Genomic DNA, 16,950 nt, shown 5'->3' with positions numbered 1-16,950 from the left:
TTTGCGATAACCCTGACCTCACGGTCAGGGTTTTTTGCGTTTCAGGCCTGCATAAAAACACTTTCTTAGTTACACGTGTTACACCTAAACCTCTTATACATCACATTTACCGTAGCACAGCGGCGATAACGTTTCGTTGTCTCGAATGAAATGCTTTACTCATTGTTTTAACGCTGCTTATCAGCAAGGAACCTGAGGTAAAGCATGACAGAATCTAATTCGCGCTCCTCCCAATATCAGGCAGAAGAGTCGGGGATCAGCAAGAAACGTGTCTGGGCGATCGTCGGTGCATCGTCGGGTAATCTGGTCGAATGGTTCGACTTTTACGTCTACTCATTCTTCTCACTCTATTTTGCACATATCTTTTTCCCTGAAGGGGATACCACCACGCAGCTGCTGCAAACCGCCGGGGTATTTGCCGCGGGGTTTTTAATGCGTCCCATCGGTGGCTGGCTGTTTGGCTATATTGGCGATCGGCACGGTCGTAAAAAATCGATGCTTATCTCGGTATGCATGATGTGCTTCGGCTCGCTGGTTATCGCCTGCCTGCCCGGCTATGGCAGCATTGGCATCGCGGCCCCGGCGATCCTGCTGCTGGCACGCATGTTTCAGGGACTGTCGGTGGGCGGCGAATATGGCACCAGCGCAACCTACATGAGCGAGGTGGCGCTGGAAGGGAGGAAAGGGTTTTACGCATCCTTCCAGTACGTAACGCTTATCGGCGGCCAGCTGCTGGCGGTGCTGACGGTGGTGGTGCTGCAGTTTATCCTCAGTGAAGAGGATCTACGCAGCTGGGGCTGGCGCATCCCCTTTTTTCTCGGCGCGATCCTGGCGGTCGTCGCTCTCTGGCTGCGGCGATCGCTGCATGAGACCTCAGATAATCAGAGCCGCCATCATAAAGACGCTGGCAGTATCACCGGGCTGCTGCGCAACCATACGCGCGCTTTCCTGATGGTGCTGGGTTTCACCGCTGGCGGCTCGCTAAGCTTCTACACCTTTACCACTTATATGCAAAAGTACCTGGTGAACACGGCAGGCATGGATGCGAAAAGTGCCAGCGGGCTGATGACCGCCGCACTGCTGGTATTTATGCTAATACAACCGGTTATCGGCGCGCTGTCCGATAAAATTGGCCGTCGGGGCTCGATGCTGATCTTCGGCGCAGGCGCCGCTGTCTGTACTGTGCCCATCCTCACCGCGTTGCAAAGCGTACAGAGCCCGACCATTGCCTTCTGCCTGATCATGCTGGCGCTGCTAATTACGAGCTTCTATACCGCCATCAGCGGCATCCTCAAGGCTGAGATGTTTCCGCCAGAGGTGCGCGCGCTTGGCGTCGGCTTATCTTATGCCGTCGCCAATGCCATATTCGGTGGTTCGGCAGAGTATGTGGCGCTGCTGATGAAGCAGCAGGGGATCGAAACCACGTTCTTCTGGTATGTTTCGGCGATGGGCGCGCTGGCGTTTCTGGTATCCCTACTGCTGCACAGGCGCGGCAAGGGTATCAGGCTGTAAGGTTGGCTGAGTCTGCCGGCGAAAAAAAGTGATAGCCTGCGGCGAAAGATGCCGCAGGCAGCGCATCAGAGAATACGGCTAATCAGACGGTCAATACGGATACGGCGCAGACGACGAATCAGCTTGCGCACCTTGGCTGGGTAGTCAGAGATGCTTTCCAGATCGCGGAAATGCTTCACCACCTCGGTATGCGTGCGGATCAGCGCCAGCTCTTTTTCGCGCTGCTCGGTGAGTTGCTGCAGCGGATCGTGGATCAGAACCGCATTTTCCAGATCGAGACGCCAGGCGCGCGGGTTGAGGTTATTGCCGGTAATCAACATCCACTCGTCATCTACCCACATGCCTTTCAGGTGATAGCTGTTCTCGCCATCTTTCCACAGGCGTACTGCCAGCTGCCCGTTATCGACATAATACTGCAGACGGCTGAGGAAACGACGCAGATTGATCTCATAGAGATAGGGCAGCGCGCCGATAATTTTAAACGGCTGCTCAGGCGGAATATAAAAGTCGTTGGCAGTTTTATCGCCGACGATAATTTCGACCTCTTTGCCCTCGCGCAACAGATGAATAATGCTGCGCACTAAAATGGCCGGCAGGTTGAAGTACGGCGTGCAGAGGGTGAGCTTCTGCTCGGTGCAGGGCATCAGGTGAAAAATGGTTTTATTGAGCAGGCTGCGTTTGCCCAGCCCAACCAGCGGAGTAACGGTCAGCTCTTCGTTATGGCCATCGCCGGTAAACTGGTAGTTGAAGCCGCGCAGATCCTGACGGAACTGGCGCGTTTCATTCTTGATTTCCGGGCTGGATGGACGCTCTTCACGGTCGAGGCGATTGACCGCTTCCGACTGCTTGAGATTGACATTAATCCACTCATACATAGTGTCGGCCAGCTGCGGGTTGCGAATCAGCTGATAGCGGTCATAGCGATACTTATCGTGTTGGTGCAGGTAAACGTCGTTGATGCTGGCGCCGCTGTAAAGCAGCGTATCGTCAATGATAAAGCCTTTCAGATGCAGCACGCCAAGCGCTTCGCGCGTGTTGACCGGGATCCCGTAAACCGGAATGGCAATATCCGCATGCTGCGTTGCCATCTCGCAATACCAGTCAGCATTCGTGACGCCGCGCGCTGCGCCGATGCGTCCGCGCTGAGCGCGATGCCAGTCAACCAGAATGCTGACATCCAGCTCAGGACGCGCGCGCTTCGCCGCATAGAGCGCATCCATTACTGCGCGGCCGGCATCGTCGTTTTCCATATAGAGCGCGACGATGCAGATACGGTGCTGCGCCGCGGCGATCTTTTCCAGCAGCGTGCGACGGAAGTCGGCTGGCGAGTAGAGCGTTGTCACATCCGCAGGGGACTGAGACAGCTTCGGCAACTGTGCGAGGTGTTGTTGATGCTTATTGCGTTTGAATTTAGTCAGCATCGCAGTGCGCTTCTTCTCGTTTCATTGCATGGCCTTTTGCCATCAAATCAGGGTCATAACGGTAAATAATAACATCAACCTGGTGCAGTCGGCCATTTTTTACCTTTCTCTACAAGGTTAGCTGATGTCCCCGTGTAAGGGTAAATTGAGGCTGACGATGCCTTCATCAAGCTGAACCTCCACCCCAAACCCCAGTTTGCGCGCCAGCGTAATCATGCCGCGGTTGTGCGGCATGGTGATCCCGTTGAGCTGCTGCAGACCATGATCGCGGGTATAGCGGATCATTTTTTCCAGCAGTCGCCGCCCCATGCCGAGCCCTTTTAAATCGGATCGCACCAGCACGGAGAACTCGGCGTCGATATTATCGGCGTCAGAAATCGCGCGCGTGACGCCGATAATCTCGCTGCTTCCCTGCTGCTGACGCACCGCGACAAAAGCCATTTCGCGGTCATAATCGATCTGCGTCATATTGGCGAGATCCTCATGGGTGAATTCGTTGATCTCGCTGAAGTAACGGTAGTAGAGATCTTCTTTGGTGACCTGTGCGATAAAGGCGCGCAGCAGCGGCTCATCTTCCGGCAGGATAGGGCGGAACAAGCAGCTCTGGCCATTTTTCAGCGTCACGCGCTCTTCAAGCTGCTGTGGATAGGGGCGTATCGCCAGCCGCGCTTCGTTGTCGCCGCTGAACGGCGCCAGATCGAGGGTAACGTCCAGCAGCGTAAATTCGCTGCCCGCCGCCAGCAGCGGATGGATATCGAGCCGCTGGATCTCCGGGCAGTCCACCACCAGGTTGGAGACCTGTACCAGCAGCTGGCTGAGCGCGGGAATATCCAGCGTATTGAGCCCGCCGCGACTGCGGATCTTGCCGCTTTTGATCGCCTGTATCACCAGATAGCGCGCCAGCGTCATATTGAGCGGCGGCAGCGCCACCGCCGCCTGTTTGTCCGCCTGCCACTCCACGCCGCCTTCGCCCAGCAAAATCACCGGACCGAACAGCGCATCCTGCTGCACCACCACGCGCAGCTCCTGCGCCCCAGCGCGGTTCGCCATACTTTGCACCAGCAGCCCTTCGATGCGTGCCTGCGGCAGGGTCTGCTTTACCCGATCGACAATCGCTTCGGCTGCCTGCTGCACTTCCGCGGCGTTGCGCAGATAGAGCATCACGCCCTGTACCTCTGATTTATGAGGAATATCGGGCGATCGCAGCTTGAGCGCTACGGGATAGCCGATACGTTCAGCGATAGCGGCCGCATCAAGGCTGTCGCTGGCAATCCAGGTCGGCAGCGTTGCCAGCCCGTATGCCTGTAGCACCGGCTGCACCTCATGGGTGTCGAGCGTGGTGACGCCCTTCGCCAGCGCCTGCGACAAGAGCTGATGCGCCTGGGCGCTGTCCTGCGTCAAACTGGCGGGCAGGGCCGGGGTTTCGCGCAGCTGTTTCTGGTTGCGGCGATACTCCACCTGGTGCATAAACGCCGTGACCGTGCCTTCCGGGGTACGCCAGGTGGGAATACCTGCCTGGGTAAAAGCGCGGCGTGCCGCCTGCGAGGAGAACTCGCCGCACCAGTTGGTCAGCAGCGTGACCTGCTTGCCGCGCGGATGGGCGGCGATAGCCTGAATGATCTGCTGCGCTGATTCGGTGGCGGGCGCCACCGCGCTGGGCGCGTGAATAATCATCAGCGCATCAAGCTCGTGGCTGCCCAGCAGGATATTCAGGCAGTCGACGTAGCGCTGCGGCGTGGCGTCATCTTTCAGGTCGAGCGGATTGCCGCGCCCCACGCCTTCCGGCAGCAGCGCGGCCAGCGCCGCCAGCGTTTCATCATTCAGCACGGCAAGCTTGCCGTTGCGCGCATAGAGTTCGTCCAGCGCCAGCGCGGCAGGCGCGGCGCCGTTGCTGACGATCATCAGCCTGTCGCCGCGTAGCGGACGCATATGGCTAAGCGATTCGACGGCGGTAAAGAGCTCATGCGTATCCTGCACGCGCAGCAGACCGGCGCGCTGGATCGCCGCATCCCAGGCGGCGTCCAGCCCGCTGTGGGTGCCAAGCAGCGCCTGCGCCTGATGGCTGCGGCCGCTTTTGATCACCAGAATAGGTTTATTACGTGAGGCGCTGCGCGAAGCGGAGACAAAACGCCGCGCGTCGCTCAGGTGTTCGAGGTAGAGCAGAATGGCGCTGGTTTTGCCGTCGCGCGCCAGAAAATCGAGCAGATCGTCAACGTCGGTATCCAGGCTGTCACCCAGTGCGATAAACCAGGAAAAGCCCAGACTGCGCTGCTGCGCCCAGTCGAGAATGGTATTGGAGACTGCCGCCGACTGGGAGATAAAGGCGATACGCCCTTTTTCTATCGGCACCGGCGAAAAGCTGGCGTTGAGTCCCTGCCAGGGCGCAAGCAGCCCGAGGCTGTTAGGGCCGAGCAGGCGAATCTGCCACTGCGCGGCGCAGCGCTTGAGCGCCTCCTGCTGGCTGGCGGGCGCAGAGAGGATAATACAGGCCTTGCATCCTTTTTCGCCCAGCTGCTGCAGCAGCTCAAGGTTGCGTTTCGCATGGGTGCAGATCACCGCCAGGTCCGGCGCGAACGGCAGGCTGTCGATGGTCGGCCAGGCGAGCACGCCGCTGACGGCTTTATATTTGGGCGTCACCGGCAGCACGGGGCCGCTGAAACCGCCCGCCAGCAAATTGCGCATCATAAAGTGACCAGCACGTCCCGGCCTGTCCGAGGCGCCAATCACCGCAATAGATTTAGGTCGTAACAGCGCTTCCAGTCCGCGTTGGCTCATCCCACTCTCCCGAAGTCGACTGGCATGATTGTAAACGCTTTTAACGCCCTTTGCCGGTTCAGCGCTCGCAGGGTGAGAGCCGCGCCAGCATTTCCGCCGCGCAGGCGCACTACGGGCTGTCGGCGATGACGCTCTGATGGGCGGGGTGATGCGGTTTCCCCGCCAGGTAGGCGTGACGGAAATGCTCGAAGTGCTGTCGCAGCGCCTGCGCGGCCGCCAGGTCGCCAGCCTGCTCCAGCAGCGCCGCGGCCACTTCGGCGGTGCAGTGCTGGCCTTCACCGTGCGCTTCGCGCAGCGTATAGCGCGACGGCGCGGTGACGTTGAGCGACATCACCGGCAGCGCATCGAGCCAGGGGCTTTTGCGAAACATTTTGCGCGCTTCGGTCCAGGTGCCGTCGAGCATAATAAACAGCGGCGGCTTGCCGCTCAGCGGCGGCGCGGTGAGCACCTGGCGGCCGGGATCGGCATAGGAGGCGGGAAAAACCACCATCGGCTGATAGTCGGGATGCGCGACGGCGCTAAGCAGCGCCGGATCGGGCTCGGTGCGCGACCAGCCGAACGCCTCGGTCTGCGGCAGAATATCGGCGATCAGCCGCCCGGTGTTGCTGGGCTTCATCGGTTCGGTATCGAACATCACCAGACAAAAGCGGCTGCGCGCGCTTTGTGGCGCAATTGTGGCGCACAGGCAGTTTTTCTGCGGCAGCAGACAGCGCTGGCAGCGCACCACGCGGTTGCCTCGGGCGAGAAAAGGGCGAGTCGCGCGGGCAAGGCGTTGCGCACGCAGACGGAGAACGGCGTTATCAGTCATGGCTTAAGGAGAAAAGGAAAACGCTAGTGTAATCGAAGCGCGTGCGAAAAGAAAAAGGCCAGCGTGGCTGGCCTGAGAAAGTGCGTGCGGAAGAAAAGACCCCAGGAGACTTACAGCGATTCATCCAGCCATTCGTTGAAAGGCGCCTTTGGCATCGCGCCGTTCAGCATGTCTACCAGCTCGCCTTTTTTAAAAATCATAATGGTCGGGATGCTGCGGATGCGAAAACGCGCGCTCAGCGAAGGTTCCGCTTCGGTGTTCACCTTGATGAAGCGCACCTGACCGCTGCGCTCATGCGCCACCTCTTTAAACACCGGCGCGAAGTTAACGCAGGGACCGCACCAGGGGGCCCAGAAATCGACCACTACCGGCAGATCGTCCTGCAGATATTTATCCAGCGTATCGGCGGTCGCGTTAGCGACTTCGCCATTAAACAGATCGCTGCCGCAGCGGCCGCATTTTGCGCCATCGGCGACGCGCTCGGGAGGAACGCGATTGGTTGCCTGACAGGAAGCACATACCGTATTCATAGTTACCTCAAAGGGTTTGCAGGTGCCAGTCTTGTAAATATTGTCCATTATGAGAGGGTTGCGAACCGCCCTCAAACTGGATTGTCCAATAGGTTCAATAGTTGATAGCTAAGCGCTAATACATCAGGTAATCTGCGCGCTCTCAATGCAGGAGGAACAGATGAACGACGAATTTAAAGGCAAAAGTGGCAAGGTAAAAGTGATGTACGTGCGAGATGAGGGCGAGTCAGGCTCACGCGCGCCGAACCCGCGTACCGGCAAAGGAGGTGGCCGCCCAGCCCGTCAGGAAGATTCTCGTCGTTCCTCTGGCGCAGGCCGTCGTAGCGAAGAGGGCAGCAGCCGTAAGCCGCGTAGCGATGAGGGTAGCCGTCGTCCTCGTAGCGACGAAGGCAGCCGCAAACCGCGCAGCGATGAAGCCTTCTCGCCATGGCGCACCGTGTCGCGTGCGCCGAGCGAGCGCGCCTCCGTAGAAGAGAAACAGCCGGAGCAGGGCGGCAAAGCCGCTATCGATCCAGAAGTGATCCGTCGTCAGCGTCAGGAAGAGACGCGCGTCTACGGCGAAAATGCCTGCCAGGCACTGTTCCAGAGCCGCCCCGAAGCGATCGTGCGCGCCTGGTTCGTGCAGAGCGTAACGCCGCGTTTCCGCGAGGCGCTGCGCTGGCTGGCGGCGAACCGCAAAGCCTATCACGTCGTCGAGGATGCTGAGCTGGCGAAGGCCTCCGGCACCGAACACCACGGCGGCGTCTGCTTTATTATCAAAAAACGCATGGGCATGGCGGTCAGCGAGTGGCTGAGCCAGGCCGGTGAGAAAGATTGCGTGCTGGCGCTGGAAGATGTCAGCAACCCGCACAACCTGGGCGGCATTATGCGCAGCTGTGCGCATTTCGGCGTAAAAGGTTTGCTGGTGAACGACGCCTCGCTGCTGGAGTCGGGCGCGGCGGTGCGTACCGCTGAAGGCGGTGCAGAACACGTTCAGGCGATCAGCGGCGAAAGTTTTGCCGCCGGTCTGGAAGCGTTCCGCAAAGCGGGCTACACCATCGTCACCACTTCAAGCCACGAGGGCACGCCGCTGGCGAAAGCGGAGCTGCCGGCGAAGATGGTGCTGGTGCTGGGGCAGGAGAGAGAAGGCCTGTCCGATAGCGCGTTCCAGCAGGGCGATATCAGCCTGTCGATCGGCGGCACCGGCAACGTCGAGAGCCTTAACGTCTCGGTGGCCACCGGCATTCTGCTTGCCGAATGGTGGCGTCAGAACGCATAAAAAAACGGGCCGAAAGGCCCGTTTTTGTTTCTGTCCTGGTAAGGCTTTGTACCGAAGCGCTGTTTACCCACGTCCTGAATCAGTGCGCGCCGCCGCCGCCGCTGCCGGAGCCAAACGGTGGGCGGGCAAACCAGATCAGCACCAGCAGAATCAAAAACACTCCGGCCGAGGCCCAGAAGATCTCGTTGGCGGAGATAATTAACCCCTGGTTGGTGATCTGCTGCGCGATATAGGCAGACGCCTGCTGATGGCTCATCCCCATGCCTTCCAGCTGCGCATACATCTGCTGCGCATTGGGGTTATAGGGCGTAATCGACTCGGTAAAGGTGCTGTGGTGCATCGATTCCCGGTTGGTCCACATAGTGGTGGTAATCGAGGTGCCAATGGAGCCAGCCAGCGTACGCACAAAGTTCGACAGGCTCGACGCTGCCGCCAGCCGCTCGGGCGGCAGGCCCGAAAGGGTAATGGTGGTGAGCGGCATAAAGAAACAGGCGACCGCGAACCCCTGGATAAACTGCGGCCAGGCCGACGCGCCGAAGTCCATTGAGGGCTCAAAGGTATAGGCGCGCCAGTAGAAGCAGATGGCGTACATGATAAAGCTGAAGGTTACCAGCCGACGCATATCCAGCTTGTGGGCGAAGCGACCGATAATTGGCGACAGGATCACCGGAATGATCCCCACCGGCGCAGACGCCAGGCCAGCCCAGGTGGCGGTGTAGCCGTAGACCTCCTGCAGCAGCTGCGGCAGCAGCACAATCGAGCCGAAATAGAGCATATAGGCCAGGCTAATAGAGAGGCAGCCGATGGTGAAGTTGCGCGACTTAAATAGCGTCAGATCGACAATCGGGTGATCGTCGGTTAGCTCCCACACCAGCAGCACCGCCAGCGACACCACGGCGACCACCGTCAGCACCACAATCTCGGTGGAGTTAAACCAGTCAAGCTCCTTACCGCGGTCCAGCATCACCTGCAGAGAGCCGATGCCCACCACCAGCAGCACCAGACCCACCACGTCGATAGGGCGCACCTCGGTGCGAGTCTCGCGGCCGCGCAGCGTCTGCAGCGTCAGCATCACCACCACCGCGCCAATCGGCACGTTAATAAAGAAGATCCAGCCCCAGTGATAGTTATCGCTGATCCAGCCGCCGAGAATCGGCCCGCAAATCGGCGCGACAATCACCGTCATCGCCCACAGCGAGAGGGCGATGCTGCGTTTGGCGGGCGGATAGTTGCTAAGCAGCAGGCTCTGCGACAGCGGGATCAGCGGGCCGGCCACCACGCCCTGCAGGATGCGGAAGAAAATCAGCATCTCCAGGCTTTCCGACATGCCGCACGCCCAGGAGGCGAGGGCGAACAGAATCGTTGCCCACGTAAAGAGTTTTACCTCGCCGACGCGCTTCGCCAGCCAGCCGGTAATCGGAATGGAGATAGCGTTCGCCACCCCAAACGAGGTAATGACCCATGTGCCCTGCGAGTTAGAGGCGCCCAGATTGCCTGCGATGGTCGGGATCGCCACGTTAGCGATGGTTGAATCCAGCACCTGCATAAAGGTCGCCAACGACAGCGCGATGGTCATCAGGACCAGCGGCGCGCCTTCTAGCGGTTTTTGTGCCATGACAGCCTCCGCGTGATCATCCGGCGTTGGCGCGAACGATGTCAGTAATCAGCTGGTTCACCGGCGCCAGGTCGATCGCCAGCGCATTGCTGCTATAGGCGGCCTGCTGACGAACGCTGGTGGCGAGGACGCTGCCGTCTTTATTGGTGGTATCAACTTTCACCAGCGTCGACAGGCCAATACGCAGCGGATGCTTCGCGATCTCGTCCGGGTTAAGCTCGATACGCACCGGCAGACGCTGCACCACTTTGATCCAGTTACCGGTGGCGTTCTGCGCAGGCAGCAGCGAGAAGGCGCTGCCGGTGCCCATATCCAGACCGACCACTTTGCCGTGATAGACCACGTCGTCGCCATAGATATCGGCTACTACCGTCGCATCCTGGCCGATACGTACGCCCGCCAGCTGCGTCTCTTTAAAGTTGGCGTCGATCCACAAGTTGGTCGCGGGCACCACCGCCATGAGCGGCGTGCTGGTGCTGATTTGCGAGCCGACCTGCACGCTGCGGCGCGACACGTAGCCATCCATTGGGCTGCGAATATCGGTACGCTGCAGCGCCAGCCAGGCGTCGCGCAGTTCTGCGGCGGCCTGTTTGACCGCCGGCTGCTCTTCCAGCGAGGTGTTGAGGATCATCGCCTGGTTGGCGTTGTACTGCTGCACCGCCACGTCGAGCTGCGCTTTCGCGGTAGCGACCGCGTCGCGCGAGTGCTGCAGCTCTTCACGGCCGATCAGGTTAGACGCTCCCAGTGGTTCGCGGCGTTTCAGATCCGCTTCCGCCTGCGCCAGCGCGGTTTGCTGCAGCGCGATGCTCGCCTGATACTGCTTTGCGTTGATCATCAGCTGATGGGTCTGACGCACGCTGGTGGCCAGCGCGGTCTGGGCTTTTTCAAACGCCTGCTCGGCGTCGGTTTTATCCAGTGAAACCAGCACGTCGCCTTTCTTCACAAAATCGGTATCGTCGAACCAGACCTTGTTAACGCTGCCCGACACCTGCGCCATGACCTGCACCTGATTTCCGGCCACGTAGGCGTCGTCTGTTTCCTGGAAATGCCGCAGCACCAGGAACCAGTAAACGCCCCAGGCGATGCCAGCCAGCACAAAAAGCAGCGCCAGCAGAATCAGCACTTTTTTACGCGTCTTCTTTTTTTGGGCTGGCTGTTGCGGGCTTTGCGCCTCCGCTGTTGCACTCATCTCTGTCTCCAACTGTTTCATATGCCGGGGCGCGATTGTCCCTTTTCACGGAGCCCGAGTCGAAAAAAGCCAGCGACAAGGCGCTGGCCGGATAAAAGGGGATTAAAATAACGGTTTCGACAGGTGATTGTGTCGCAGTTCTTGCTATTAGCGAGAGAGGGTGGCGATGACCTGGTCTTCGTCCATTTTGTCGAGGCGATTGAGCAATTTACGCGTGATGCCTTCCAGCTGCGATTTCTCGTCGTTCGACAGCGAAGACCAGAGATATTGCAGGCTCTGATGCTGAGGGGGCAGCAGCTGACGCAGGAACTCATTCCCTTTTTCGGTAAGATGCAGATGAAGGCAGCGACGATCGTTGTCGCTCTCGCGACGCTCGATCCAGCCGCGCTTCTCCAGCTCATCGGCGATGCGCGTGGCGTTGGTGCGTGAAGAACCCAGCGCGGCGCTCAGCTCGGAGGGCTGAATGCTTTGGTTTTCCTGCGCATCCAGCGTAATCAGCGCCATGAATAAGGTTTCGTTAATTCCCTGCGCCTTTAACATCTTATTGCGATTTTCCAGCAGCTTTCCCTGCATGTGCATGCACAGACGCGTCAGAATGATTTCGTGCAGCGGGAAATCTTTATGGCGATTTGCGCGGATGTTAAGCATCTGTTCAATGGGAGTAAACGAACTTTCCATTATAAAAAAACCTCACTAGTTGCAGCTAATATAGTAACGATGGTGACAGATTAAGCGTAGTCATTTTTACTCCGCGCAATGGTTCAGAAGATCACACTGTCGTCATCAGGTGTTTCCAGGCCGCTCCCTGACCCTGGGTACGAAACCCCTCGTCTCTGCCACTTCCGCCGCAGGGCACGATATCTAAACGGGAAGGAACTTTTTGTTTGCTAAATAATTTCGCAAGAAAAAATAACTTGTGTGAATAAGTTTGTTGCTAACCATAACAAAACTAACCATTCATGACCAGACTCAATGACATGTTTGGTATTTTATTTACTTACTTAAGTGGGTTTCGAAGCGGTAACCGCGCCACCAAATCAGCAGGTTGAGCAGCGTCATCACCACGCCAGCGGCGCATACGCCGTACCAGCCGGCAACGTGATAGGCGTTGGCCGAAAGCAGCGAACCCAATGCGCCGCCAATAAAATAGCTGGTCATATAGCCAGCGGTAAGGCGATTGCGCGCCTCGGGCATCTGACTATAGATCACACTCTGGTTGGTGATGTGCACCCCCTGAACCGCCAGGTCGAGCAGCAGGATACCGACAATCAGCGCCGCCAGCGAGTGGGCACCCAGCGCGGTCATCCCCCAGGAGGCGAGCATAATCAGCAGGCCCAGCGTGGTGGTAAGCCTGGCTTTACCCTTATCCGCCAGCGATCCGGCCTGACGCGCCGCCAGCGCGCCCGCCGCGCCGACCAGCCCGAGCAGGCCAATCTCACCCTCGGAGTAGCCGTAAGGCGGCGAGGCGAGCAGAAACGCCATCGACGTCCAGAGCACGCTAAAGTTGGCAAAAGAGAGACAGCCAGCCCAGGCGCGAGTGCGCATCACGCGATTCGACCGGTAGATCTGGAAAATCGATTTCAGCAGCTGCGGATAGTTAAGCGACACCGTAGGTTTCACCTGCGGCAGAAAGCGCCACAGCGCCAGCGCCATCAGCACCATCAGCACGCTGGCGGTCCAGTAAACGGTGCGCCAGCCGCCCAGCTGCGCCAGCGCGCCCGCCACGGTACGCGCCAGCAGAATGCCGAGCAGCAGGCCGCTCATCACCGTGCCGACGATTCTGCCGCGCTTCTCCGGCGGTGCCAGCGTTGCGGCCAGCGGCACCAGGATCTGCGCCACCACCGAGAACAGGCCGGTCAGCACCGTACCCAGCAGCAGCAGGGTAAAAGAGGAGGAGGTGGCGGTCATCACCATGCCGCCCGCCGCCAGCAGGCTCATGCCGACGATCAGGGCGCGACGCTCAAGCATATCGCCAAGCGGCACCAGCAGCAGCAGGCCGCACGCGTAGCCCAGCTGCGCCGTGGTAACGATAAAGCCCGCCATGCTGACGGAGAGGTGGAAGTTCTGGGCAACGGTATTGAGCAGCGGCTGGACATAGTAGTTGCTGGCCACAGAGAGACCCGTGGCAACGGACATCAGCAACACCAGCGCAGGGGTCAGCGTATGGCGATGAGCATTCATTTATCAGGCGCGCAGAGAGTAATAATCATAATCGGTTAATAGTAACCGAAAAAACTATTTCACTGAGGGGGAATTTGACAGGACCTACCAGTTGGTTCGACAAAAGGGGGTGGGCAAAGGGGCAGAGCAAGCACACTGCCCCTGAAGCGACCTGTGACTTATTTAGCGGCCGCAAGCGCGTCCTGAATCCAGAGATCGAACTGCTGCTGATGGGCGCTGATCCAGCCGTCGACGTGACGGTTGATATCTGCTTCAGACGCCTGACCGGCATGCATCGCCGCATTTTCCGCATTGATATCGGTAATCGGCAGCTTCATCTCGGCAAACAGCGCCGCCGCCGCCGGGTTCTTCTCCGCCCAGGCTTTGTTGGCCACGATATGCATACTATTGACCGGGAAACCGTAGTTGGCGCCGTTCGGCAGTTTAGTATCGACCTTGCTCTGCGCGCCCGGCAGCGACGAGAACGGCACCTGCAGCCACACCACGTCGCGGCCCGGCTTCAGCACATCGCTCAGCCAGTAGGGCGTCCAGGTATAGTAAAGGATCGGCTTGCCCTGCTTAAAGCGCGCCAGAGTATCGGCGACCATCGCCGAGTAGTTGCCCATATTGGCAGTCACGGTGTCGCTGAGGCCGAAGGCGCTGTTCTGATGATTGATAACCGCTTCGCAGCCCCAGCCCGGCGTACAGCCGGTCATATCCGCTTTGCCGTCGCCGTTGCTGTCGAACAGCTGCGCGATTTTCGGATCTTTCAGCTGCGCAATATTGGTGATGTGGTACTGCTCGGCGGTTTTCTTGTCGATCAGGTAGCCCTGTGCCGCGCCGGAGACGTAGGTGCCTGCGCGATAGAATTTTTTATCGCCGCCCGCGGCGTTATACATATCGTCATGCAGCGGCTGCCAGTTGGTGGCGATAAAGGTGAGGTCACCGGCGGCGATGGAGGTGTAGGCGACGTTATAGTCAATTTCGCTCGGCTTTTCGACGCTGTAGCCCAGCTTTTCCAGCGCGCGGCTCACCAGCAGCGTCTGGAAGCCCTCTTCGGCGATGGTGCTCTGTGCAGGCTTAACGGTCACGCCTTTGCCCGGCAGATCGGCGGCGGACGCCTGCGAAAGCGCGAACGTGGTCAGCACGGCGGCGAGGAGAGGTGCGGTCTTGCGCATAGTTATTCCTTATTGTCGGCGTTGCGAGGCGGGCGGCCGCGAGGGCCGCCCGAAAAATCAGGCTTTACGGAAAGGGCGCGTCAGCAGGCCGATTGGGCCGGTATGGCGCCAGCGGCGGCTGCCGCGGCTGCGGCCGTCGCGACCCACAGACTGGGTTAAACGGTCAAGGACAATGGCGAGGATCACGATGCCGACGCCGCCCACGGTGGCGAGTCCCATATCGAGACGGCCGATGCCGCGCAGCACCATCTGGCCCAGCCCGCCGACGGCGATCATCGAGGCGATCACCACCATCGACAGCGCCAGCATCAGCGTCTGGTTGACGCCTGCCATAATGGTCGGCATCGCCAGCGGCAGCTGCACCTTAAACAGCATCTGACGCGGGCTGGCGCCGAACGACTCGCTGGCCTCGATCAGATCGGCAGGCACCTGCCTGATGCCGAGGATGGTCAGGCGCACCATCGGCGGCAGGGCGAAAATAATGGTCACCACCACGCCGGGAACGTTGCCGATGCCGAACAGCATGACGATAGGCACCAGATAAACAAACGCCGGCGTGGTCTGCATCGCATCCAGCAGCGGCCGAATGATACGGCTTGCACGCTCGCTGCGCGCCAGCCAGATGCCGAGCGGCAGCCCAATGACGATGCAGAACAGCAGCGCGGTCAGCACCAGCGCCAGCGTCACCATCGCCTGCGACCAGGCGCCGATCGCGCCGATGAGCACCAGCGAGATAAGCGTGGCGACGCCCATCGCCGGGCTGGCGATCTGCCAGGCGATCAGGGCAAACACCACGATCGCTACCGGCGCAGGCAGGCTCTGCAGCAGCTGCTGAAAGGCGCTCAGGATATAGTCCACCGGCACCCGCACGCCCTGAAACAGCGGGCGGAAGTGATTCACCACCCAGTCGATGCCTTCCGTCACCCAGCGATCGAGCGGGATCAGCGTCTTATGAAAGGGATCGAGCAGGTTAAAATGTTCCGGCTGCGGCGCAGGCGCGCTGCTCAGCCAGTCGCTGCCGCTGGCGGCGGCGTCATGGGCGGCACCGCCGTCGGGCGTGCCCCAGGCGTCAGCGCCATTGCTGGCGGACGCGGCGTGCTGCGTGGCATCCTCTCCCGCGCTGGACCAGGGATCGCTGCTCGCCGGGGTGGCGGCGTCGATCTGCGGCGCGGCGCTCGCGCTTTCCCACGGATGGCTGTTCTGTTCACTCATGACGACGCTCCCTCACGATCTAACGCACGTAACAACATGCCTTTGGAAATGATGCCAACATACTGATGCGCTTCGCCCACCACCGGCACAGCGCAGGGCGCGTGCGCGACATGGCCGAGCAGATCGTTCAGCGAGGTATCGGAGGGAACGGCGGCCGGGGCGTCGAGCAGGGCGCTATCCAGCCCTTCGCCCGCCGCCAGCGCCGCTTTCAGCGAGTCGGTCGAGACCACGCCGATAAACTTCTGCTTCTCCAGCACATAGCCGAATTCGCGATCCTCATCCTGCAGTAGCTTGATGGCGGAGCGCGGGCCGAAGCCGGGCGCCTTGCGGATCAGCGATCCTGCGCTGCGGCGGGCGATATCTTTCGCGCTGAAGACGTGGCTGATATCGACGCCGCGGAAGAAGGTGCGCACGTAGTCGTTGGCCGGGTTATTCAGAATGTCGTCCGGCGTGCCGACCTGCACCACTTCGCCGCCCTGCATAATGGCGATGCGGTCGCCGATGCGCATCGCCTCGTCGAGATCGTGGGAAATAAAAATAATGGTGCGCTGATGTTTCGCCTGCAGCTTCACAAGTTCGTCCTGCATCTCGGTGCGGATAAGCGGATCGAGCGCAGAAAAAGCTTCGTCCATCAGCAAAATATCGGGATTGATCGCCAGCGCACGCGCCAGTCCAACGCGCTGGCGCATGCCGCCAGAAAGTTCATCGGGATAAGCGTGGGCGTAATTTTCCAGCCCGACCTGACGCAGGGCGTCCAGCGCTTTTTCCTGACGTTCCGCCAGCGGCACGCCAGCTAATTCCATGCCAAAAGCGGTATTATTTAGCACGTCCATATGCGGCATCAGCGCAAATGACTGGAAGACCATGCTGATCTTATTTCTGCGCACGTCGCGCAGGGCACTGTCGGATATTTTGGCGATATCGACGCCGTCAATAATTACCTGGCCCCGTGTGGGCTCGATCAGACGATTGAGAAGGCGAACCATGGTCGATTTTCCCGAGCCGGAAAGTCCCATGATGACGAATATCTCGCCTTCTTCAATGGCCAGACTGGCGTTTTTGACGCCCAGCGACAAACTGGTTTTTGCCAGTATTGTCTCTTTGCTTTCTCCTTGCTCAATATATTTAAATGCGCGGTCGGGGTTGTCCCCAAATATTTTATATAAATTCTTTACTTCAACTTTAATTGCCATGCAGTGATAAAGTCCTGGTTAAATTATTTTTGAATTTCAGCTTTCCTGGTCAAATTTACGCGGGTCATACCGTAACATACTGACACTATCTGACAACCC

Annotated in this window: 13 protein-coding genes; 2 read left to right on the top strand and 11 right to left on the bottom strand. The window is 59.3% G+C overall.

What is annotated here, in order from left to right; translation table 11 throughout:
* The first annotated feature begins 204 nt into the window (after positions 1-204).
* Positions 205-1,512, top strand: a complete 1,308-nt coding sequence (locus Q9R34_RS18660; RefSeq protein WP_485895643.1) for an MFS family transporter — start codon at positions 205-207, stop codon at positions 1,510-1,512.
* Positions 1,513-1,577: 65 nt separating this feature from the next.
* Here the strand turns inward: Q9R34_RS18660 and pssA are convergent, their stop codons facing one another.
* From pssA to trxC, 4 genes are all read right to left on the bottom strand, one after another.
* The gene (pssA, locus tag Q9R34_RS18655; protein WP_434127007.1) at positions 1,578-2,933 is read right to left on the bottom strand and encodes a CDP-diacylglycerol--serine O-phosphatidyltransferase; all 1,356 of its coding nucleotides are present in this window, start codon (positions 2,931-2,933) and stop codon (positions 1,578-1,580) included.
* Positions 2,934-3,050: 117 nt separating this feature from the next.
* Positions 3,051-5,708 (bottom strand): bifunctional acetate--CoA ligase family protein/GNAT family N-acetyltransferase, encoded by a 2,658-nt coding sequence (locus Q9R34_RS18650; protein WP_485895641.1) that lies wholly within the window; start codon positions 5,706-5,708, stop codon positions 3,051-3,053.
* 109 nt (positions 5,709-5,817) lie between these two features.
* Positions 5,818-6,516 (bottom strand): tRNA-uridine aminocarboxypropyltransferase, encoded by a 699-nt coding sequence (locus Q9R34_RS18645; RefSeq protein WP_485895639.1) that lies wholly within the window; start codon positions 6,514-6,516, stop codon positions 5,818-5,820.
* A gap of 110 nt (positions 6,517-6,626) precedes the next feature.
* Positions 6,627-7,046, bottom strand: a complete 420-nt coding sequence (gene trxC / locus Q9R34_RS18640) for a thioredoxin TrxC (RefSeq protein WP_434127004.1) — start codon at positions 7,044-7,046, stop codon at positions 6,627-6,629.
* Between the two features lie 160 nt (positions 7,047-7,206).
* Here trxC and Q9R34_RS18635 point away from each other — a divergent pair, with 160 nt between their 5' ends.
* On the top strand, positions 7,207-8,304 hold the full coding sequence (locus Q9R34_RS18635; protein WP_485895636.1) for a tRNA/rRNA methyltransferase: 1,098 nt from the start codon (positions 7,207-7,209) through the stop codon (positions 8,302-8,304).
* 79 nt (positions 8,305-8,383) lie between these two features.
* Here the strand turns inward: Q9R34_RS18635 and emrB are convergent, their stop codons facing one another.
* From emrB to proV, 7 genes are all read right to left on the bottom strand, one after another.
* The gene (gene emrB, locus Q9R34_RS18630; protein ID WP_434127002.1) at positions 8,384-9,919 is read right to left on the bottom strand and encodes a multidrug efflux MFS transporter permease subunit EmrB; all 1,536 of its coding nucleotides are present in this window, start codon (positions 9,917-9,919) and stop codon (positions 8,384-8,386) included.
* A 16-nt stretch (positions 9,920-9,935) separates the two neighbouring features.
* Complete coding sequence (emrA, locus tag Q9R34_RS18625) at positions 9,936-11,108, bottom strand: multidrug efflux MFS transporter periplasmic adaptor subunit EmrA (RefSeq protein ID WP_485895634.1); 1,173 nt, start codon at positions 11,106-11,108, stop codon at positions 9,936-9,938.
* Between the two features lie 147 nt (positions 11,109-11,255).
* The gene (gene mprA / locus Q9R34_RS18620; protein WP_434127000.1) at positions 11,256-11,786 is read right to left on the bottom strand and encodes a transcriptional repressor MprA; all 531 of its coding nucleotides are present in this window, start codon (positions 11,784-11,786) and stop codon (positions 11,256-11,258) included.
* 315 nt (positions 11,787-12,101) lie between these two features.
* On the bottom strand, positions 12,102-13,289 hold the full coding sequence (locus Q9R34_RS18615) for an MFS transporter (RefSeq protein WP_485895632.1): 1,188 nt from the start codon (positions 13,287-13,289) through the stop codon (positions 12,102-12,104).
* Between the two features lie 158 nt (positions 13,290-13,447).
* A complete protein-coding gene (proX, locus tag Q9R34_RS18610) occupies positions 13,448-14,446 on the bottom strand; it encodes a glycine betaine/L-proline ABC transporter substrate-binding protein ProX (protein WP_485895630.1) in 999 nt (332 codons plus the stop codon).
* Between the two features lie 57 nt (positions 14,447-14,503).
* On the bottom strand, positions 14,504-15,658 hold the full coding sequence (gene proW / locus Q9R34_RS18605; RefSeq protein WP_485895628.1) for a glycine betaine/L-proline ABC transporter permease ProW: 1,155 nt from the start codon (positions 15,656-15,658) through the stop codon (positions 14,504-14,506).
* Positions 15,655-16,851: a glycine betaine/L-proline ABC transporter ATP-binding protein ProV gene (proV, locus tag Q9R34_RS18600; protein WP_485895626.1), complete on the bottom strand. Its 1,197-nt coding sequence runs from the start codon at positions 16,849-16,851 to the stop codon at positions 15,655-15,657. The genes proW and proV overlap by 4 nt, the downstream gene beginning before the upstream one ends.
* Between the last annotated feature and the right edge of the window lie 99 nt (positions 16,852-16,950).

The sequence above is a fragment of the Enterobacter sp. BRE11 genome (assembly GCF_031844285.1).
Taxonomy (GTDB): Bacteria; Pseudomonadota; Gammaproteobacteria; order Enterobacterales; family Enterobacteriaceae; genus Pantoea.
The sequence above is the reverse complement of the archived record's forward strand: the minus strand, read 5'-3'. Positions and strand labels throughout refer to the sequence as shown.

Coding starts and splice junctions, on each gene's coding strand:
- Q9R34_RS18660 (WP_485895643.1), top strand. CDS start 205: ATGACAGAATCTAATTCGCGCTCCTCCCAATATCAGGCAGAAGAGTCG.
- pssA (WP_434127007.1), bottom strand. CDS start 2,933: ATGCTGACTAAATTCAAACGCAATAAGCATCAACAACACCTCGCACAG.
- Q9R34_RS18650 (WP_485895641.1), bottom strand. CDS start 5,708: ATGAGCCAACGCGGACTGGAAGCGCTGTTACGACCTAAATCTATTGCG.
- Q9R34_RS18645 (WP_485895639.1), bottom strand. CDS start 6,516: ATGACTGATAACGCCGTTCTCCGTCTGCGTGCGCAACGCCTTGCCCGC.
- trxC (WP_434127004.1), bottom strand. CDS start 7,046: ATGAATACGGTATGTGCTTCCTGTCAGGCAACCAATCGCGTTCCTCCC.
- Q9R34_RS18635 (WP_485895636.1), top strand. CDS start 7,207: ATGAACGACGAATTTAAAGGCAAAAGTGGCAAGGTAAAAGTGATGTAC.
- emrB (WP_434127002.1), bottom strand. CDS start 9,919: ATGGCACAAAAACCGCTAGAAGGCGCGCCGCTGGTCCTGATGACCATC.
- emrA (WP_485895634.1), bottom strand. CDS start 11,108: ATGAGTGCAACAGCGGAGGCGCAAAGCCCGCAACAGCCAGCCCAAAAA.
- mprA (WP_434127000.1), bottom strand. CDS start 11,786: ATGGAAAGTTCGTTTACTCCCATTGAACAGATGCTTAACATCCGCGCA.
- Q9R34_RS18615 (WP_485895632.1), bottom strand. CDS start 13,289: ATGAATGCTCATCGCCATACGCTGACCCCTGCGCTGGTGTTGCTGATG.
- proX (WP_485895630.1), bottom strand. CDS start 14,446: ATGCGCAAGACCGCACCTCTCCTCGCCGCCGTGCTGACCACGTTCGCG.
- proW (WP_485895628.1), bottom strand. CDS start 15,658: ATGAGTGAACAGAACAGCCATCCGTGGGAAAGCGCGAGCGCCGCGCCG.
- proV (WP_485895626.1), bottom strand. CDS start 16,851: ATGGCAATTAAAGTTGAAGTAAAGAATTTATATAAAATATTTGGGGAC.